Consider the following 20,888-nt stretch of genomic DNA (forward strand, 5'->3'; position numbering starts at 1 on the left):
AGATCATGAAAATAACAACCTTAACCTTAGAAACAGCAAACCTAAATAATATCGTCCATTTTTATCAACATACCTTAGGTTTAACGCTTGTAGAACAAACACAAAACGAAGTTCACGTTCAAGCAGGTGATACCAAATTGATTTTTCAAGAGAAAAAAGACAGCCCTGCTTTTTATCACCTAGCGTTTAATATTGCTACCAATCACCTAGCGCAAGCTATTGCTTGGGCGGAGGCGCATAACCTTGAGCTACTTCCTTCTCCCAAAGCTGAAGTTATTACCTATTTCGATGCTTGGAAAGCACAATCGATTTACTTTTGGGACTTGAATGGTAATTTACTTGAATTCATCGCGAGAGAAGATATCCAAACAGTACTCAATCAACCTTTTTCACCCAAAGAAATGTTGAATATTAGCGAAATCGGTATTGTTACTGCTCAACCGATGCAAACAGCAGAAGGGATTATGCAACAAACGGGATTACAGTATTTCGACAAAGCGCAACCTCTACCAGAATTCTGTGCAATTGGTGATGATGAAGGATTACTTATTTTCGTTACCCCTGAAAGAAACTGGTATCCTACTGCAATAAAAGCCCAACCAGGCAATGCAACAATTCAGTTAGAAGTCAATGCTAACTCTTATACCATTCAGGCTTCAGATTGGAAATAAGCCAATTATTTTGCAGTTCAACAACATAGAACTTCTTTATTTCTAAAATTCCATTTTCATCCATTTTTTAGATTCAAAGGAATACCGTAATTTTGTAGTTCTTAAATCAATAAAGTATGATCATTCCAAAAACTCTAGAACAAATTGAGTTGATGAGACAAAGTGCCCTTTTAGTTTCTAAAACATTAGGGATGCTTGCAACAGAGCTAAAGCCAGGAGTAACGACTTTAGAATTAGATAAAAAAGCAGAAGAATTTATCAGAGATCACGGTGCAGTACCGGGATTCAAAGGATTATATGGATGTCCTTCTACTATTTTGACTAGTGTAAACGAGCAAATTGTACATGGACTACCAACAGATAAACCCATTGTAGAAGGTGATATCGTATCGATTGACTGTGGAACAGTCATGAATGGATACTATGGGGACCACGCCTATACCTTTGAAGTAGGTGAAGTTGCACCTGAAACAAAGCGTTTATTGCAGATCACAAAAGAATCACTTTACGTAGGAATTCGCGAATTCAAATTAGGTAACCGCGTAGAAGATGTAGGAAGTGCTATTCAGCGTTATTGCGAAAAAGAAGGCTATACTGTAGTACGTGAATTAGTAGGTCACGGACTAGGAACAAAAATGCACGAAGCTCCTGAGATGCCAAATTACGGTAAACCAGGAAGAGGGAAGAAATTCGTTGAAGGGATGGTTGTTGCGATTGAACCGATGATTAACTTAGGAACAAGAAACATCAAACAACTGAATGACGGATGGACCATCGTGACGCGTGATGGAAAACCATCGGCACACTTTGAGCACGATGTGGCTTTAGTGAATGGTAAGCCAGAATTGTTATCTACGTTCCAGTACATTTACCAAGCCTTGGGAATCCAAAGCAATGAAGAAGATGAGTTTAGAGCTAAACCTTTAGTTTTATAATTCATTTCCTCTAATGAAGAAACTTTTCAAAACAATACTGAACATTATACCTCGACCGATTTTAATTCGGTTGAGTTATCTTGTTCGACCTATTTTTGCCTGGTACCTCAAAGGAGATCGCTATACCGATCCTATTGATGGCAAAAGTTTTAAGAGTTTTTTACCTTATGGCTATGCTAAACAACGAAATAACGTGCTTTCTCCAAGTACTTTGTCTTTAGAAAGACATCGTTTGTTGTGGCTGTACTTACAAAGAGAAACTGATTTTTTCACGGCTCCTTATCAAGTCCTACACTTTGCTCCTGAACAAGCGTTTTATAAGCGTTTTAAAAAACAGGCTAATTTAACGTATACGACGACAGATTTAGAGTCGCCTTTAGCAGATGTCAAAGCAGATATCTGTAATTTACCTTTTGCGGATAATTCATTTGATATAATCTTGTGCAATCACGTATTGGAACACATTCCTGATGATACCAAAGCCATGCAAGAATTATATCGCATTCTCAAACCTGGTGGAATGGGCATTTTTCAAGTCCCTCAAGACTTGAATAGAGCAACTACTTTTCAAGATGACAGCATCACCGATCCCAAAGAGCGCACCTTGCTATTTGGTCAATATGATCACGTTCGCGTTTATGGAACAGATTATTTCGATAAACTGCGTCACATCGGTTTTACGGTTATTGAAGAGGATTACACCCATCGACTTACTCCAAAAGAAGTGGAAAAATATTGTTTAGCAGCAGGAGAAATTATTCCTGTTTGTTTCAAACCCCTATAAACCTTCCTTTCTCATTCTATCGCTTTTGCGTATCTTCGTACAACTATTATTCGTTTACGTATGTTAACTATGATTACGACCGTACTTTTTGATATGGATGGCGTTTTAATTGATTCTGAAAAATTTTGGCAACAAGCAGAAAGAGAAGTTTTTACTGCTGTAGGTTGCCAATGGAGTGAAGCAATAGCCCATCAAACTACTGGACAAACTACAAGAGCAGTCACTGAACTTTGGTATCGTTTATTCCCTTGGACTGGCCATTCACTCGAAGAAGTAGAACAAGCCGTTATCGACCGCGTAGATGAATTAATTCGCCAAGAAGGGGAAATCAAAAGAGGCGTTTTAGCCACCTTAACCTTTTTACAAGCACAAGGAATCAAAATTGGTTTAGCAACTAACTCTACGCCTTCGTTGATTCAAACGGTTTTAACGCGATTGGACATTCATTCTTTTTTTCAAACTACCGTATCTGCCTTGGATGTTCCTCAGGGTAAACCCGCTCCTGATGTGTATCTACAAGCAGCGCAAAATCTAGACAGCCAACCGGAGCATTGCCTTGTTGTTGAGGATTCTTTTACTGGGGCTACAGCAGGTAAAAATGCAGGAATGACCGTCTTTGTAGTTCCTGAATTGGAGTTTTACGAAGATCCTAAATTTAATTTAGCAGATAGAAAACTATTTAATTTAGAGGAATTTGAAGAAAATTTCTTAGCTTTAAATTGCGTAACCCCCTAATAGACCATTACTCATGTTGAACGTACAATGGCTTTTTATATTCTTTTTTTGCACTTTGCTTACCCAAGCACAGTCCACACAGGATTATACCGCCAATTACATCAAAATGGCTGCTTTCATGAATAATGATCAAGCCGTCACTCCTTTCTTTCCATTAAATGAAAGCTTTGCACTCGAATTTGACGATTTGTATGGAGATGAAGGAAATTACTACTACCGAATACAAGCCTATAATTACGATTGGACACCTTCACAATTGAGACCGATTGAATACATCAAAGGAATGGACAATCAACGTATTCAGCAATATAGTACCTCTTTCAATACGTTGCAAATGTACACCCACTACAAGTTAACAATCCCTAACTCTCAGTATCGCATCACGAAAAGTGGGAACTACATCTTAGAGATTTACGATGAAGACAATCAAGTGGTCATTCGACGCAAATTTGTATTGTATGAAAATACGGTTGCTGTAGGAGCTCAAGTTAAAAGAACAAGAGATTTAACCTATATTGATACGAAACAATCCTTGGAGCTGACGATTAAATTAGGGGATCAAACCTATCAAAATCCAACAACCAATATCAAAGTCGCTTTGTTCCAAAATGGCCGTTGGGATTCTTATATTACCAAGGTTCCACCTCAATATACGATTGGTACAGATTTGATTTACAAATATGACAAAGAAACTAGTTTCTGGGGAGGCAATCAATTTCGCTATTTTGATAACAGCGACTTAAAACAAGCCAACAACATGATTTACTTCAATGGGAAGGAAAATGATATGTATAAAACGACGCTTTACCCAATTACAGGATGGTTAGATAAGAAATATTCGTATTATCCTGATATCAACGGTTCATTTAGAGTGCGCAACATCTATGGAAAAAAAGCGACAATTGAAGCAGAATACAGCTGGGTATACTTCACGTTTCGCCCTGTAGCTGAGGATAAAAACGAAGCTTATTTTGTTACGGGGATGTTTAACAATTATGAATTAACCCCTGAGCATCAGTTGACCTACAATCCGGAAACGGATCGTTTTGAAAAAGCAATTCTCATCAAGCAAGGATTCACCAATTACAATATTACAACCGTGGTAAAAGGTAAAGTTAGCACAGAACACAATCCCGATGGGAATCATGCTTTAACCACAAATAAATATCAAGTTTTAGTATATTATAAAGGAAATACTGATTTATATGATCGTGTTATCGGTTTTGCAGAAGCAAATGCAGAACAGATTACGTACTAAAAATAAAAAGGAACAGCATTATGGTATCAAAACAAACCAAAGGAGTAAATGTAAGAGTAGAAACACTATATGAAGGTTTTTTTCAACGAAGTAATAGCATGCAATTTGCTTTTAGTTATGAAATTACCATCGAAAACCAAAGTGATTCTACCATTCAAATCCACTCGCGTCATTGGGAAATTTACGATTCACTCAATGCCAAAGAAATTGTAGAAGGATTAGGTGTTGTAGGAGAACAACCCCTTATCTTACCCAATGAAACCTACACCTATAGTAGTGGTTGTGTATTGACGTCCACTTCTGGTGCAATGCAAGGCTATTACAATGTCATTCGCACAGAAAATCAAGAAATGATTACAGTTGAAATTCCCTTTTTTAAGCTCGTAGCGCCCTTTATTTTAAATTAGACGCTTTAAGTTAAACTAGTGTGTAATAACCTGTAATTCGAGTAAAATTAATTACCTTTGTAGTTATATATTTTAATAAACCCGAAAAAAAGTACATTATGTCAAAAGGATTCTACAAAGTTCCGAGTGCTATTAATGAGCCTGTAAAATCATACGCGCCTGGGACGCAAGAGAGAGAATTGACTTTGAACTCTTTCAAAGAGCAATATAGCCAATTAGTTGATATTCCATTATTTATTGGTGGAGAAGAAATCAGAACTGGAAATACAAAAGATTTATTCCCACCTTTTGATCACAAACATAAATTAGGTGTTTACCACCAAGCAGACAAAGCTTTAGTTGAAAAAGCAATTTCAACTGCCTTAGAAGCAAAAACAAAATGGGCAGCCATGCCATGGGAACACAGAGCAGCTATCTTCTTAAAAGCGGCTGAATTATTAGCGGGTCCTTACCGTGCTAAAATCAATGCGGCTACAATGATTGCTCAGGCAAAAACGTTACACCAAGCAGAGATTGATGCAGCTTGTGAGTTCATCGACTTCTTGAGATTTAACGTAGAATATATGTCTCAAATTTATTCAGAACAACCACTATCTGTTGATGGTGTTTGGAATAGATTAGAGCACAGACCTTTAGAAGGTTTCGTATACGCAATTACTCCATTTAACTTTACTGCTATTTCTGGAAACTTACCGTCTTCAGTTGCTATGATGGGGAACGTTGTCGTTTGGAAACCATCTGCTACACAAATTTACTCAGCGAGAGTCATTGTTGAAGTATTCAAATTAGCAGGTTTACCTGACGGTGTAATCAACGTAGTATACGGTGATTCTGCCATGATTACAGATACACTTTTAGCTAGTCCTGACTTCGCTGGTATCCACTTTACAGGATCAACAGGCGTTTTCAACAGCATGTGGACAAAAATCGGACAAAACATCAACAACTATAAAACATACCCTAGAATTGTTGGGGAAACAGGAGGAAAAGATTATGTATTAGCACATCCATCTTCTTGTCCAAAAGAAGTTGCTGTTGCCTTAACAAGAGGAGCTTTCGAATACCAAGGACAAAAATGTTCTGCTGCTTCAAGAGCTTATATCCCTGCTTCATTATGGCCAGAAGTAAAAGATTTTATGGCTGCTGATTTAGCAACAATCAAAATGGGTTCTCCTGAAAATCCTTCAAACTTCGTATCTTCTGTAATTTCTGAAAGTTCTTTCGACAAATTGGCGAAAGCAATCGAAGAAGCAAAAGCAGCGAAAGATGCAGAAGTAGTTTTAGGAGGTAAATACGATAAATCTGTTGGATACTTTGTTGAGCCAACTGTTATCTTAACTTCAAATCCAAAATACGATACAATGGAAACAGAATTATTCGGTCCTGTTTTAACTATTTACGTATACGAGGATGCAAAATGGTCTGAAACATTGAAATTAGTAGATGAGACTTCAGCTTATGCCTTAACTGGAGCAATCTTCTCTCAATGTCGTTATGCTATTGCAGAAGCTACTGAAGCGTTAGTAAACTCAGCAGGTAACTTCTACATCAATGACAAACCAACAGGAGCTGTTGTAGGTCAACAACCATTTGGTGGAGCAAGAGCTTCTGGTACAAACGACAAAGCAGGTTCTATCTTGAACTTATTGCGTTGGGTATCGCCAAGAACAATTAAAGAAACCTTTGTTCCTGCAAAAGATTACAGATATCCTTTCTTAGGATAAGAACATACTAAAAGGCGGTTTCAAAGACCGCCTTTTTTCATTCACAATTCAGTGCTTTTTATTGGGATCGTTTCCTCTTTTTTGATCAAACGATTAAGTAAAAATTACTTTTATATTTTGCTTTTATTCTTTTTCAGTAGAAAAAGATCCTTATTTTATTTCTAAAGTACTGGGTTATAATTATTAACAAATAGTATATAACTCATGTTTAAAAAATTACTAGACAAAAGACAATTGGTGATAAATCCACCTGTTTTTACCACCTCAATTTTACTCATCATTTTACTTATTGCCGTCTGTATCCTCTTTCCTAGTAAAGTAGGTGATTGGTTTCACATTGGTCAATTAGCAGTAACAGAAAATTTTGGTTGGTTCTTCATTCTAACTGTCAATATCATTCTCATTTTTGCCCTCTTTTTAGCTTTTGGTAAATATGGAAATATCCGTTTAGGAGGGGATGATGCAGAACCTGAATTCTCTAAACCTTCTTGGTTTGCCATGCTCTTTAGTACAGGAATGGGAATCGGAATCATGTTCTTTAGTATTGGAGAGCCTGTTTCCCACTTCTTTAACCCTCCCCGACCTACCGATAGCGATATTGATTCCGCTATCCAAGCCATGGAATTCACTAGTTTGCACTGGGGACTACACGCTTGGGCTATTTACGCCATCGTTGGATTGGCTTTGGCCTTTTTCAGCTTCAACAAAAAATTACCCATGACCTTCCGGTCTTTATTATATCCTTTTTTAAAGGAAAAGATTCATGGTTGGTGGGGACATACCATTGATATTTTATCCACCTTAGCCACCGTATTTGGTTTATCTACTTCTTTGGGATTGGGGGTAACCCAAATCACAGCGGGACTTGAATACCTTTATGGATGGGAGATTTCTCCCTTAATGCAAGCGGGAATTATTATTGGTGTAATTGGTGTTGCAACCATCTCTGTTTTCTCAGGATTGGATAAAGGAGTAAAACTATTGAGTAATGTCAATATGTATATAGCCTCTGGTTTTATGGTTCTAATCTTCGTTTTGGGTCCTACCTTATTTATTCTCAAAGGGTATGTTCAGAACACCGGTTCTTACTTGGCAAACTTCATTGATATTAGTACGTGGAACGATACGTACAAAGGATCGGGATGGCAAAACGTTTGGACCATATTTTACTGGGCCTGGTGGATTGCTTGGTCTCCTTTTGTGGGTAGTTTTATCGCTCGAATTTCAAAAGGACGAACTATTAAAGAATTTGTATTAGGAGTTTTAATTGTACCTGGTTTGATTACCCTACTTTGGATGAATGTTTTCGGAGGAAGTGCCTTACACACCATCTTACAAGGTGATATGACGATGGTACTCGCAGTTAAGGAAGATATTTCAACGGCACTATTCGTTTTCTTGGAAAACTTCCCGTTCACGAATTTCCTGTCTATTGTAGCCATTATTCTTATTTTTTCGTTCTTTATTACATCTTCAGATTCGGGATCGCTAGTAATTGATAATATTACCTCCGGTAGTGAAGGAGAGTCACCCGTTTGGCAACGTGTATTCTGGTCTTTTGCACAAGGATTTATTGCCATCGTATTGTTGTGGGGTGGAGGTTTAGATGCCCTTCAGACTGCTGTAATTATAACCGGACTTCCGTTCGCGGTTATCTTGTTATTGATGTGTTACAGCTTGCAAAAAGGACTACAAGATGAATTGAACAAAAAAGCGAAACAATTGAAATCGAAACAAGAAAAGAGTTACAAGGATATTATCTCTGATTTAATCGAAGAACAGCAAAAATAACGCATGATGGAAACAAACAAAGCACTCAATATATTAGTTGGCTTAGATCTCTCTGAGATGGATCAATACTTGATTCAATATGCCAAAATACTCGACCATATTCTAAACGTAGAACAAATCACCTTTATTCACAATTTAAAATTAGGTGAACTTCCCAAAGAATTAATTCAAAAAGATCAATTGGCGTTGATTCAAAAAAGAATCACCAAACGTGTAGAAGAACAAATCACCGCCACTGAAATTACCTATAAGTACGAAATTATCATCACCCTTGAAAACTATTCTGAAATTGCTTTTGCTAGCATTTCAAAACAAAAAAATTACGATTTACTCGTATTGGGAAATAAACAACAGTTAACGGGTAACGGCGCTTTGGCAAATAAATTGGTTCGCCTTTTACCTTCTGCCACGCTTCTCGTGCCCGAAACATTCCATATTCCCATTGAAACGGTGATTGATGCAATTGATTTCTCTCGTTATACTAATGCGATTATGCTTTGGGCAGCTCGTTTCAAAAACAATTCCAAAGGACAGCTCATTAAACACTCAGCCGTGCATATTTCTAAATCATACTGGAGCTATTTACCTATGATGACGGATAAAGAACTGGATAAAATATCACGTGAGGACATCAAAGAGAAAGAAGAAAAATGGAATAAACAATATGCTCAATATACCGATATTGACATCGTCCCTGCAAAAAATCAAAATGTTGCTGCTGCCTTAATCCAATATGCCAAAACAAAAAAGGCAGATCTCATGATTCTAGGGGTCAAAGGTTCAGCAGGCATCAAAGAGATTATCTTAGGAAGTGTTGCCAATCATGTGCTACATCGACCTACGGATACCTGTTTGCTGTTTGTCAAGCCGCTTCGTTAACTATTGGAGTGGAGTTATGGGTGATGGGTTATGGGACGTTCATCGAATACTAAAATAAATATAACCCCATGAGATAAATGGGGGATGATCTGAAATCTCATACAAACCTATTATTATCTTGAATCACCTTGTGAAAAATAATTATGATATATAAAAAAGGATGAATTGCAGTTGCAATTCATCCTTTTTTCGTTTTATATGATACTGTTTTTTTATCTTATAGGTTTGATTCTCGTAGTAATTTTAGATACTCATCCATTCATCTCATAACTCATAACTCATAACTCATAACTCATAACCAACAACCCATTTACCCTTTATATTTCAACGGCAAGTACACTACTTTTTTCGTTTCAAAAAATTCATTATCGAAAATATTACTCAAATCAAACTGAACGGCTTTTGGGAAGTCTTGCAATTCTTCTGTCAAATCTCCACCTTTCAAGTACAGAATTCCATTTTCAAATTCATGATTATTTTCCTTCTTCGTCTTATGGCGAATCCATTTCACAAAATCAGGCATATTGGTTACGGCACGACTCACAATGAAATCGAACTTTTCCTCTACGGTTTCTGCTCTTTTTTGTTCTGCAACTACATTGGTTAACCCTAAGGCTTGTACCACCTCATTCACCACGCGTATTTTTTTTGCAATGATATCGATCAAGTAGAATTTTGTTTCTGGATACAGAATAGCTAATGGAATACCCGGAAAACCACCTCCCGTTCCAACATCCATAACACTACTCCCAGGAACAAATTCCATCACTTTAGCAATCCCTAAAGAATGCAGTACATGCTTCACGTACAATTCTTGTATATCTTTTCTAGAAATAACGTTAATTTTCGCATTCCAATCTTGGTATACAACTTCTAATTGTTCAAATTGAGCGATCTGTTCTGGGGTAAGATTAGGGAAATATTTTAAAATTTCTTCCATTTCAAAAGTTTTGACAAAAATAGCTTTTTTTTATCGGTAAATAAATACCCCTTAACTATAATATAGATTTATTATACTTACCTTTGATTGATACTATTTAAAAGAATGAATACCTATGAAAACCCAAGTTCTATCAGATAGAATCAACAATCTTACAACTTCACAGACTTTAGCGATGGCCGCAAAAGCACGCGAGCTAAAAGAACAAGGAATAGACATTATCAGTTTGAGTCTTGGTGAGCCCGATTTTAACACCCCTGACTTTATCAAAGAAGCAGCCATTCAGGCAATCAAAGATAACTATAGTAAATATCCGCCTGTTGAAGGATATGCAGAGCTAAGACAGGCAATTAGCAACAAATTTAAAAGAGATAATAACTTACACTATACAGCAAACCAAATCGTTGTATCTACAGGGGCTAAACAAGCGTTATTCAATGTAGCACAAGCGATGATTAACCCAGGAGATGAGGTAATCATTCCTGCTCCTTTTTGGGTGAGTTATGCTGAAATCGTTAAAATTGCTGAAGGTATTCCAGTAGAAGTTTCCACAACTATTGATACTGATTTCAAAATCACAGCACAACAATTAGAAGACGCTATTACTCCACAAACCAAAATGGTTTGGTTTAGTTCGCCATGTAATCCAAGTGGTTCTGTTTACAGTAAAACAGAATTAGAAGCGATTGCTGCCGTATTAGAGCGATACCCTTCTATTTATATCCTTTCGGATGAAATCTACGAACACATCAACTTCGGTAGTGCTTACTGCAGTATTGGTTCTATTGGAAATCTAATTGATCGTACGATTACCGTAAACGGAATTTCAAAAGCATTTGCGATGACAGGATACCGTATTGGATATATTGGTGCTCCTGAATTTATTGCAAAGGCATGTGCAAAAATGCAAGGACAGGTAACCTCTGGAGCAAATACCATTGCTCAACGTGCAACCATCACAGCAGTTAATGCTGATCCAAGTGTTTTAAAAGACATGGTACACGCATTCAAAAACAGAAGAGACTTAGTCGTAAACTTGTTGAGAGAAATCCCAGGCGTAAAAGTAAACGTACCTGATGGTGCTTTCTACTTATTTCCTGATGTATCTTCTTTTTTCGGTAAAACCCTTCAAGGCGTAACCATCAACAATGCCAATGATTTATCCATGTATTTATTAGATAAAGCCTATGTGGCAACTGTTACAGGAGATGCCTTTGGAAATCCAAATTGCATTCGCCTTTCTTACGCAACAAGCGAAGATCAATTAATCGAAGCTTTAAAACGAATGAAAGAAGCGTTGAAATAAAACGCAACAATATCAATATTAAAAGCGCTCAATACTTCGGTATTAGCGCTTTTTTTGTATGAATAAAAATTGTATTTTTATGAGATAAACTGATTGCTGTGGATATAGTATTAGAAAGCATTGCGAAGCATGTAACTTTAACAGAACTAGAACAAAAAATAGTATTGGATTCTTTTGAATCTCATCGTTATAGTGCGAAAGAGAAACTCTTAGTGGAAGGAGAAATCTGCTATGATTCAACTTTTGTAATCTCAGGTATCTTGAGAAATTATTTTGTAGATGATCAAATTGTTGAGCATACCGTTAGTTTTGCAACCAATGGATGGTGGATTGCAGACATGTATAGTTTTCTTTCCCAAAAGCCAGGAAATTCCTACATCGAAGTTGTAGAAGACGCAATGGTACTAACCATGACTCGTGATCAACAACTCAACCTATTTGACCAGGTTCCAAAAATGGAACGTTATTTCCGCATCTTACTAGAGCGATCACTAATCGCCAATCAACAACGCTTGATGGATAACCTATCACTAACCGCTGAAGAACGCTATGAGCGATTCTGTGAGCGCTTTCCAGAAATCAAACACTGCCTACCACAAAAGCAAATTGCGTCTTATTTAGGTATTACCCCTGAGTTCTTTAGCAAATTGAAAAAGAGAATCCTTACCGCGAAATAAATAGTGGTTAACGGCGGACAGTTGACAGTGAACAGTTGACTGTTAACGGTTGACTGGACGTATGTATTTCACCCTTTTCCCTTTACATTCAGCTTAATGGGCAAATTGCTATTTGCCCCTACGTATCTCATCGCCTCACCCTCTAACCACCTCACCCTCTCTTCGCCTCACCTTCCCACTATGTCATTTCTTAACCTACATTAAGCGACTAAACCTCTGACTATCTGTATCTTTGTATAACAAAATCGATACAACTATGGAAAATTTTATTTTATACAAATCTGATACAAGAGGATATGCTGACCATGGTTGGTTAAAATCCAACCACACCTTCAGCTTTGCTAATTACAGAAACAATGATCGGGTACACTTTGGTGTTTTACGCGTACTCAATGATGATTACGTAGCACCGGGTATGGGATTTGGAACGCATCCACATGAAAATATGGAGATTATCTCAATTCCATTGAAAGGAAGTCTAGCGCATAAAGATAGCATGGGACATGGTGAAACCATTCATGTCAATGAAATTCAAGTAATGAGTGCTGGTACAGGTGTACAACACAGTGAATTCAACCCAAGTGAAACAGAGGCTAGTGAGTTCTTGCAAATCTGGGTATTTCCCAATCAGCTTCATGTGACACCGCGATACCAACAATTGCAATTAGACGTTACTAAACGCCATAACCATTGGGATCAAATCTTATCACCTAATCCTGAAGATGCAGGCGCATGGATTCACCAAAATGCTTGGTTTCATTTAGCCAACTTGGATCAAGGCAAAGAACTAAACTACGAGTTGAAAGATAAAACCAATGGAGTTTATCTCTTTGTATTAGAAGGTAGTATCTCGGTAAATAACCAAACGTTAGATCGCAGAGATGCCATCGGAATTTGGGATATTGATTCACTTCAAGTACAAGCAACAACTGATGCACAGCTTTTATTAATGGAAATTCCAATGGAATTACCAAGCTACTTACAATAATTACTAACAGTAAAAAAATAAACAAGATGAAAACTAAAATTTGGAACATTGACAAAACACACTCTTCAATTGGATTTAAAATTAAACACATGATGTTTACCAATGTAAGAGGGAATTTCGCTGATTATGAAGCAACAATCAACTTATTAAATGATAATCTAGAAGAAAGCACGCTACATTTTGAAACACAAGTTGCTTCAATTGATACCAACAACGCAGACCGTGATAATCACTTAAAAAGTGCAGATTTCTTTGATGCAGAACAATACCCTACTATAACTTTTACCTCAACTAAAATTGAGAAAAAAGGAGAAGCTCATTATGTAGTAGAAGGTACTTTAACCATGCATGGGGTAAGTAAACCTGTAAAATTAAATGCAGAATACAGCGGTATCATTCAAGATCCATGGGGGAATTCAAAGATTGCTTTAGCCCTAAATGGTAAAGTGAATAGAAAAGACTGGGATTTAAACTGGAACACCACACTAGAAACAGGGGGTCTATTGGTAAGTGAGGAAGTAAACTTCGATATCGAAACACAGTTTGTTTTAGCTTAACAGCTGACCGTTAACTGAATACAGTAAAATAAAAAAATGCTCAACTTTTCAGTTGAGCATTTTTTTTTATCCTTGTTGTAAACTGCGAACTTCATCGTCCGTTAAAAATCTCCAGCTTCCTCTTGGTAGATTCCACTTGGTAATATTTCCGTACATCACGCGATCTACTTTCAAAACATTATAATCCATTGATTCAAATAAAGCACGTACTAATTTTACGTTTGATGCTTTTAATTTGATTCCAATTTCAGTTTTCGGTTGATTCTCAACATAAGCGACATCTTCAACAAATACGCGCTTTTCATCAATGTAGATTCCCTTTTGTACACGTTCCAAATCTTCATATTTCAAATTTCGATCTAACGAAACTTGGTACATTTTTGAAGAGCGTTGTTCCGGTGAACTTAACTTCTGAATTAAATTAGTATCATTGGTGAAAATCATAAGTCCCAATGTACTTTTATCCATACGTCCTACAGGTGCTACTGCTGATTTCGTTGCATTTTTAATCAAGCTCAATACATTCTCTTGACTAATAACATCTTCATTAATTGTAGAGAATCCTTTAGGCTTATTTAACAAGATATACACCTTTTTTTCTGGTACTAATACCATACCATCAAAATTTACTACATCTGTTATATTTACTTTGTATCCTAATTCCGTCACTACTTCTCCGTTAACCTTTACGTTACCCGAAGTAATATATAAATCTGCGTCTCTTCTAGAACATACTCCAGAATTACTAATATACTTGTTTAAGCGCATTACTCCATTATCTTCTTTTGGAGTAGCTACTACTTTTGGTTTTTTATCGAATGTTCTAGCAGAAGGATTAGGTTTTTGTGCTCCTTGTCCTTGACTAGCTCGCTTCTGGAAAGGTTTTGCACCTCCAACTTTTGATCCTCCAGCTTTAGATTTACCAGCTTTTGGCCCTCCAGCTTTTGGTTTACCACTGCGATTAGATTGGGGTTTTCTAGAACCTGATTTACCGTTATTCATATTAAATATTTTTGCAAAGATAGACAAACTCCTTCTTTTATTTCAAAATACAAAAAAATATAGCTTTTTATTATAAATTCTCCTCTAAAAGATACTTCCCGCTTGCCAAAACATCGGGTTTAATTAACACAATAGATAGGACCCCCAACAGAATCAAAAGCTTAAGTAAGAAATGCAATTGATGATACTCTTGCGTTGTATTTGATTTCCATAGCCTCAATAAGAAGAATAGCAAAATGACAATACTGAAATAGAAATAGTAAATCATATAGCCGACATCAAAGCGAACCGTCATAAAATAAATAGGAATCAAAGCCAAGACGAAAACGCCTGTAATCACTTCTTTGGCTTTTCGCTCACCAAAACGCACTGGAATAGTCTGGTAATTATTAGCAAAGTCTCCCCGAATATTTTCTAAATCTTTCATGATTTCTCGAATCAAAATAATCAGATACAGGAAAAAGGCATGAACAAAAATAGAAATATGAAATGACCTAAAGTACATGAGAATAGCAAAAAAAGGCAGCATAGCCAACAATGAGGCTAATAAATTCCCAATGATTGGATATTTTTTCAACTTATGAGAATAAAACCACAAGAGGAAAATGTAAATGGCAAAGAAAATAGCCCCGTGTATAGATACAGGCAGTACAATACAAACAGATAGAAAATTGAGAAAGAAATAGACTCTCAATTTTGTTGTTTGACTCACCAAACGATCCAACATTGATTTAGTGGGACGATTGATTAAATCCTTTTCTGCGTCATAAAAATTGTTGATGATGTAGCCTGAAGCGATTGCTAAGGCTGAAGCCAATATAATAAGAAATAACTGCCAATCTAAAATAACATCTAAAGCTCTTTTTTCTGGAGCGAAGATAAAAATGGAAGCTAAATATTGGGCTAAAATAATAACAAAAATGTTATAACCTCTCACCACAGAAAACAGACTGAATATTTTAGCTAAGAGGATTTTATTTTTCCTAGATAACATATTTATTTTTTCTTGTGATTAAAAAAGGTTATAACATTCTCTATATTTCTTGCTTAAAATTGATATACTACTTCTAATTTGTAATCTTTAAGCGTTTCTTTTGCTTTGTCGATATCTGGAGTAAATCCTAAGATATAACCACCTCCACCAGAACCACATAATTTCAAATAGTAATCATTGGTTTCGATTCCCTTTTGCCACACATTGTGAAACTGTTCTGGAATCATGGGTTTAAAGTGATTAAACACCACAGATGAAAGTTCTTTCGTATTGTTAAACAAGGCTTTCAGATCTCCTTTCAAGAAGTTTTCAACACAAGCATCTGTATGCTTAATAAATTCTTCTTTCAATACCTTTCTAAATCCTTGTTCTTTCAATTTCTCCATAAAAATAGTAATCATAGGTGCAGTTTCACCTACAATTCCTGAATCGATTAAAAACACAGCACCTTTTCCGTCTAAACTTTGAGAAGGTATTCCTGTTGGTTCGATATTATCTTTGGAGTTGATTAAAATTGGTAAACTCAAATAGCTATTCAACGGATCTAACCCTGAGCTTGTTCCGTGGAAAAACGCTTCCATTTTACCAAAAATCCCTTTTAATTTCAGTAATTTATCTTTGCTTAGATTCTCTAAAACGGTGATTTTTTCTAGTGCATATTGATCGTAGATTGCAGCAACTAAAGCACCACTACTACCAACACCATATCCTTGTGGAATACTAGAATCAAAGTACAATCCATTTTCAATCTCTGCTTGTAAGCGATCGAGATCAAATTGTACTAAAGCAGGCTCAGCCTCTTGCATATCTTCTAGATACGCAGCGAAGTTTCGTAAGCTTTCGTTTGATTTTTTAGCGAATCCCTCTAGGTTATCTTCCATTTTTAAGGCTCCCTTATAAAAATTATAAGGAATAGATAACCCTTTTGAGTCTTTTATAATTCCATATTCTCCGAATAATAGAATTTTTGAATAAAATAAAGGTCCTTTCATAGCTGATAAAAGTAATTTACCCTGCAAAGGTACGTATAATATTCACGCTTAGGTGATTTTGTTTTATTTTTTTCTATAAGTAACGGTTCTTAAAACCATACACGCAATGTCTACATCCATTTTGACAACATTGTCCTTTCAGAAAGTGATACAATTCAGTAAAAACAAAATAGCCATTCTCCATGTAATAATGCTTTCCTTCTACCATTTCACTTCTTGTGCGTGGAAACTCATTCGTTTGGCCCTCTTGTACCAACTGTTCCATTTTTTCTAGACAGCTTGGACACAAGCATTTATGAAAGGAGCTTCGCAAGAAGTTTCGAGTAGCTGAACTGACCTGAACTTGAGTGCAAGCACATTGATCAATTGCTTCTGGTTGACAATCAATAGGAGTTTTACAGTGTGTACACACTTTATTCTTCGTCATAATTTCTACTTCATGGTAGCAAAATTGTAGAACTTCATGTTTCCCGTTGCTTCAATTTCGACCTGTTGTTTTACCATTTCGCCTTGCGGTCTTTGCAACTCCAAGCTCAACTGATTCTTTCCTTTTGTCAAGGGTACACGAGCATACCTGATCTCAGCAGGCAAGGTTTGCCAGTTACGCGTATCAGCTTTCTCCGAAAACAAATTATACAGCTGCAATCCCAAACCAACACCTTCCAATACTGCATTATTATCATTGGATCTAGCTACAGATTTTACGGCGTATTCAGCCGCTTTCTTTACAGCCAATCGCGTTAAGATTTTTCCTAACTCTTTTCCGGCTCTTTCTTTTAAAGTAGAAACTGCAACAACATCTATATCCTGTACTTTCTCTAAGACAAAAGTTGCTGCACCATTCACTTGCACTTGTGCTTTTACATACGGTACGGGAATACTAATGTACTTAGGGAAAGCGATATTTACACTGTGGACATCACTTAAATCAGTATGGCCTGCAATACCAAAATCCAAAGGAATCATCACTCCTAAAGCGTTGGTAAAAACTAAAGCTCCACTATCTCCTTTAATTAACGAGAAGACAATATTTTCTTCCTCTTTAATTGGGGCAGTTCCATTTTCCCAGAAGACCACTAATTCTCCTCCATCAGCCGTTTGATATGCTTTAAAAGGCATTGAAAATTCCTTCTCGAATTTCTTTAATTCATTCGTAAAGCCCAATTTATTTGCCATATTCATGACATCATATTTCAGGTTTTCAGGAATACTTACTCCATAATACAGACCACCTGTTGCACTTTGATACGTTTCTACGGCATTTCTATATGAAATAAACGCATCGTTGTAATTTCCGGTGGATTCGTAAATAAGTCCTTGTAAATTTAGAGAAAAAGCATCTTTCGAATAACGCGTCGTCTTGTTATTGTATTTATCTCCTTGCTCATAGTTTTGAAGGGAAATACGACGTGCTTCTACTAAAGCTTCTTGAGATTGTCCTAAGTATAAATAGTTTAATGCTTTGTAGTAGTGAATCATGAAAATCTCGAATTCCTCACCCTTATAACTTTGAGACATGGAGTTCAAGAAAAGTCCTACCATTACATCCCCAACTTTCGTCACTTGATCTTCAATTAAAAGATCCGCCTTATTTAAGTATTGATTACTCAAGGCATAGTTCCCTTTAAGGTGTTCCACTCGCCCCTTTTCCATATAGAAGAGAAGTAAGTTTCTTGTTTTTTGTAGTAGTTTATTCTTATCCAAGGCATTATCGGCTCCTGCGTAATCTTGTTGGGTCATACGCTGGTAGTAATCCGTAATCCGATCGTGATAAGTGGCGCATCCAAATACGAAAAACATTAGCGCTAAAGGCACTAATGTTTTTAATATTGAAGATATGGTTCGATTGAAAACCATCAATTATAAATTTAGTTTTTTACGTATTTCGCTATTTTTTTATCACCGATCCAAACAACTTCATTTGTTTGAAGATTCGTTAATTCCAAATTAACTTGATAGTAAACTACTTTTTTCTTTTTGTGTGAATCAACGATAGAGTTGATAGAACCTTGTAACATAAAATCTGCTCCTTGTTCTAATCCAAACTGTTTCATAGAAGAAGCAGAAGCATTTGTTTGTTGATCTGCTCTTTCTCCTCTTAACTCATCGCGTTTTTTACCTCCTTGTACTAAGCGAACACGTCCAGATTGAATGAATGATTGCTCTACGTCTTTTACGAAAGTTTCTGCGTCAATATGCTCATGGCTTTTGTTGTAAACCATTCCGACGATAACTACGGGTTTTTTATTGTTGTTGTCATCCTGAAAATCACCAATCCAAGCACCATCTAATACTTGTCTTGTCATTTGTTGTGCAACTTCTCTTGAATCTGAGTTATTCCATCTACCACTTATGTCGATTGTTTCATCTGTGCTAACACGTGTAACTTGACGACCACATGATGTGATAAATAAACCTGAGGCTGCTAAAATTGCAGCTAATGCTATCTTCTTAATTTGCATACTTTTTTTATTATTCATTAATTTTTTCATTAAATAGAGAACCACCAATTACCTGTTCTAAAACCAATACGAGGTGACCAATTCCAGTTGCTATAATTTCTATAATAACCGTTGTAACCTGAATTGTAGTTATAGCCATAATCCGAATAATAACTACGGCCATATTTTGCACGAGCCATGCGTTCTTCGTGGCGGTATTGTCTTTTTAGCGCTTTGCGTTCTTGCTTGGCTTCATACCAATCAAACGCTTTATAAGTATCTTGTACGGTTTCCCCTAAATGTACTAAAAGTGAATCCTTTTGCATCATGTATTTTTCCATGCTTACACGATAGTTGGGATTCTGATCAAAAATAGGAGTTTGTGCACTAACTTGATATGTTAACAAGCTACATATCACGAGTCCGAATAACTTTATAACATTTTTCATAGCTTGAATTTTAAAAATTAAACACTATTTTTTCTAAGGTAAATATAGCGCTTTTTATTTAATTAATAAAGCTCCTGTTCCCATTTTATCTTCAATAAAATGTTCATTCTGACAGAATTTGCTTAATTCCTCTCGAATAAACGCAAGTACAACTTCTTTATTGCTTTCTGGAAAAAGGACATGTACATTCGCCCCTGCATCTAGCGTAAAACAAACTGGAATTTCTGTTTTAGCTCGAAAGTCCCAAATTTGTTCAATAATTTGAAGTGTATTGGGTTTCATCAAAATAAAATAAGGCATTGACGTCATCATCATCGCGTGTAAGGTCAATGCTTCACTTTCTACCAAAGCCACAAATTGTTTCAAATCTCCCGTTTGTAGTATATTTTTTAATTGACTTAGGTTTTGATGGGCTTGATTAAAACGCTCCTTTGCAAAAGGATGATTGTGCATGAGATCATGTCCTACGGTACTTGATACCTGTTTCTCTCCTTTATCCACTAATAAAATAACGTCTTGGTAGTTTTTAAAATTAGCATGTACATCAAAAGGTGCTTCAATACCAAATAAATCAGAACTACCTGCTACCTCGGCCTGCGCTCCCCAAACGACAATTTCACCTGCAATACTTCGACAAGCACTTCCAGAACCTAAACGCGCTAAGAAAGAAGCTTTTTTCAAGAAATAATCGTGTGTCATAGCAGGATTTAATGCCTGTTCCAATGACATTATATTCATCGACAAAGCTGCCATTCCAGAGGCAGAAGATGCGATTCCTGAACTATGAGGAAACGTATTTGCTGTATCAATTGTAAAGTGATAATGCTCAATATAAGAGCAATAGGGTAAAATACGTTCAAAGAACTTTTGAATTTTTGGCTTGAAATCTTCTTTGGGTTGTCCTTCAAATAACAAATCAAAAATAATGCCGTTACTTTCTTTCTTTCTAAATCCCAATGTGGTAATGGTCTTGCAGTTACTCAACGTAAAACTCAATGATGGGTTTGCGGGAATCTGGTGTTCTTTTTTTCCCCAATACTTCACTAGGGCAATATTACTTGGTGCACTCCATGTAAATGTTCCCTCTTGTACTAGTTCTCCCTTTGTTGCAGTTGCATCGAAAATAAAATCTGTTGCGCTTGTCATTCCTTTCAAAAATTTTGACAAAAATACTACCTTTTTATCACATACCGAGTTTTCTCCTCCACATCCCTAAAAACTGCTTATAACCAAATCTTTCACAGTTTTTACCACACAATCCATACAGTTTTTATGTATTTATTGCAAAAAAAATAGTTGAATATTGGATAATATACAAACATATATTATATTCGCTCTACACCGAACCCACAAACTCA

The 20,888-nt window shown here is 36.3% G+C and carries 22 protein-coding genes; 13 read left to right on the forward strand and 9 right to left on the reverse strand.

The features are described from left to right. Positions 1–5 precede the first annotated feature (5 nt). The 9 genes from AWV75_RS01930 (at position 6) to AWV75_RS01970 (ending at position 9,184) form a co-directional block, all read left to right on the forward strand. Positions 6–671 (forward strand): VOC family protein, encoded by a 666-nt coding sequence (locus tag AWV75_RS01930; protein WP_060872756.1) that lies wholly within the window; start codon positions 6–8, stop codon positions 669–671. Positions 672–787: 116 nt separating this feature from the next. After that, positions 788–1,606, forward strand: a complete 819-nt coding sequence (gene map / locus AWV75_RS01935; protein ID WP_060872757.1) for a type I methionyl aminopeptidase — start codon at positions 788–790, stop codon at positions 1,604–1,606. Between the two features lie 13 nt (positions 1,607–1,619). After that, the gene (locus AWV75_RS01940) at positions 1,620–2,390 is read left to right on the forward strand and encodes a class I SAM-dependent methyltransferase (RefSeq protein WP_060872758.1); all 771 of its coding nucleotides are present in this window, start codon (positions 1,620–1,622) and stop codon (positions 2,388–2,390) included. 69 nt (positions 2,391–2,459) lie between these two features. Beyond that, positions 2,460–3,125 carry a hexitol phosphatase HxpB gene (hxpB, locus tag AWV75_RS01945; protein WP_060872991.1) on the forward strand — a complete coding sequence of 222 codons (666 nt, stop codon included), beginning with the start codon at positions 2,460–2,462 and terminating at the stop codon, positions 3,123–3,125. 13 nt (positions 3,126–3,138) lie between these two features. Beyond that, positions 3,139–4,383 (forward strand): DUF5103 domain-containing protein, encoded by a 1,245-nt coding sequence (locus tag AWV75_RS01950; protein ID WP_060872759.1) that lies wholly within the window; start codon positions 3,139–3,141, stop codon positions 4,381–4,383. Between the two features lie 20 nt (positions 4,384–4,403). Then, complete coding sequence (gene apaG / locus AWV75_RS01955; protein ID WP_060872760.1) at positions 4,404–4,790, forward strand: Co2+/Mg2+ efflux protein ApaG; 387 nt, start codon at positions 4,404–4,406, stop codon at positions 4,788–4,790. Between the two features lie 98 nt (positions 4,791–4,888). Continuing rightward, complete coding sequence (gene pruA / locus AWV75_RS01960) at positions 4,889–6,514, forward strand: L-glutamate gamma-semialdehyde dehydrogenase (protein WP_060872761.1); 1,626 nt, start codon at positions 4,889–4,891, stop codon at positions 6,512–6,514. A gap of 204 nt (positions 6,515–6,718) precedes the next feature. Continuing rightward, positions 6,719–8,305, forward strand: coding sequence for a BCCT family transporter (locus AWV75_RS01965; protein ID WP_060872762.1), 1,587 nt, complete (start codon positions 6,719–6,721; stop codon positions 8,303–8,305). 6 nt (positions 8,306–8,311) lie between these two features. Further along, positions 8,312–9,184: a universal stress protein gene (locus tag AWV75_RS01970; RefSeq protein ID WP_060872763.1), complete on the forward strand. Its 873-nt coding sequence runs from the start codon at positions 8,312–8,314 to the stop codon at positions 9,182–9,184. Between the two features lie 310 nt (positions 9,185–9,494). Here the strand turns inward: AWV75_RS01970 and rsmG are convergent, their stop codons facing one another. After that, positions 9,495–10,124 (reverse strand): 16S rRNA (guanine(527)-N(7))-methyltransferase RsmG, encoded by a 630-nt coding sequence (gene rsmG / locus AWV75_RS01975; protein WP_060872764.1) that lies wholly within the window; start codon positions 10,122–10,124, stop codon positions 9,495–9,497. Positions 10,125–10,239: 115 nt separating this feature from the next. Between rsmG and AWV75_RS01980 the strand changes: the two genes are divergently transcribed. The 4 genes from AWV75_RS01980 to AWV75_RS01995 all read left to right on the forward strand — a co-directional run bounded on the left by AWV75_RS01980 (position 10,240) and on the right by AWV75_RS01995 (position 13,652). Next, entirely contained in the window at positions 10,240–11,430 is a 1,191-nt protein-coding gene (locus tag AWV75_RS01980) for a pyridoxal phosphate-dependent aminotransferase (protein ID WP_060872765.1), read from the forward strand. Between the two features lie 98 nt (positions 11,431–11,528). Beyond that, a complete protein-coding gene (locus AWV75_RS01985; protein WP_060872766.1) occupies positions 11,529–12,107 on the forward strand; it encodes a Crp/Fnr family transcriptional regulator in 579 nt (192 codons plus the stop codon). Between the two features lie 256 nt (positions 12,108–12,363). Further along, positions 12,364–13,095 (forward strand): pirin family protein, encoded by a 732-nt coding sequence (locus AWV75_RS01990; protein WP_060872767.1) that lies wholly within the window; start codon positions 12,364–12,366, stop codon positions 13,093–13,095. Between the two features lie 26 nt (positions 13,096–13,121). Next, positions 13,122–13,652 (forward strand): YceI family protein, encoded by a 531-nt coding sequence (locus AWV75_RS01995; RefSeq protein WP_060872768.1) that lies wholly within the window; start codon positions 13,122–13,124, stop codon positions 13,650–13,652. 66 nt (positions 13,653–13,718) lie between these two features. On the opposite strand, the gene AWV75_RS02000 is transcribed toward AWV75_RS01995, so the two are convergent. The 8 genes from AWV75_RS02000 to AWV75_RS02035 all read right to left on the reverse strand — a co-directional run bounded on the left by AWV75_RS02000 (position 13,719) and on the right by AWV75_RS02035 (position 20,676). Beyond that, complete coding sequence (locus AWV75_RS02000) at positions 13,719–14,654, reverse strand: pseudouridine synthase (protein WP_181816753.1); 936 nt, start codon at positions 14,652–14,654, stop codon at positions 13,719–13,721. A gap of 70 nt (positions 14,655–14,724) precedes the next feature. Beyond that, positions 14,725–15,648 carry a geranylgeranylglycerol-phosphate geranylgeranyltransferase gene (locus tag AWV75_RS02005; RefSeq protein ID WP_060872770.1) on the reverse strand — a complete coding sequence of 308 codons (924 nt, stop codon included), beginning with the start codon at positions 15,646–15,648 and terminating at the stop codon, positions 14,725–14,727. Positions 15,649–15,701: 53 nt separating this feature from the next. Continuing rightward, positions 15,702–16,640, reverse strand: a complete 939-nt coding sequence (locus AWV75_RS02010) for a mevalonate kinase family protein (protein ID WP_002989588.1) — start codon at positions 16,638–16,640, stop codon at positions 15,702–15,704. A gap of 73 nt (positions 16,641–16,713) precedes the next feature. Beyond that, positions 16,714–17,067, reverse strand: a complete 354-nt coding sequence (locus tag AWV75_RS02015) for a cysteine-rich CWC family protein (RefSeq protein ID WP_060872771.1) — start codon at positions 17,065–17,067, stop codon at positions 16,714–16,716. Between the two features lie 5 nt (positions 17,068–17,072). Further along, complete coding sequence (locus AWV75_RS02020) at positions 17,073–18,497, reverse strand: COG3014 family protein (protein ID WP_060872772.1); 1,425 nt, start codon at positions 18,495–18,497, stop codon at positions 17,073–17,075. A gap of 11 nt (positions 18,498–18,508) precedes the next feature. Then, on the reverse strand, positions 18,509–19,102 hold the full coding sequence (locus AWV75_RS02025) for a penicillin-binding protein activator LpoB (protein WP_060872992.1): 594 nt from the start codon (positions 19,100–19,102) through the stop codon (positions 18,509–18,511). A gap of 29 nt (positions 19,103–19,131) precedes the next feature. Continuing rightward, positions 19,132–19,530, reverse strand: coding sequence for a hypothetical protein (locus AWV75_RS02030; RefSeq protein WP_060872773.1), 399 nt, complete (start codon positions 19,528–19,530; stop codon positions 19,132–19,134). A gap of 54 nt (positions 19,531–19,584) precedes the next feature. Further along, positions 19,585–20,676, reverse strand: coding sequence for a diphosphomevalonate/mevalonate 3,5-bisphosphate decarboxylase family protein (locus AWV75_RS02035; protein ID WP_060872774.1), 1,092 nt, complete (start codon positions 20,674–20,676; stop codon positions 19,585–19,587). Between the last annotated feature and the right edge of the window lie 212 nt (positions 20,677–20,888).

Origin of the sequence: Myroides odoratus (assembly GCF_001549985.1) — a bacterium.
In the GTDB taxonomy this organism is placed as follows: domain Bacteria; phylum Bacteroidota; class Bacteroidia; order Flavobacteriales; family Flavobacteriaceae; genus Flavobacterium; species Flavobacterium odoratum_A.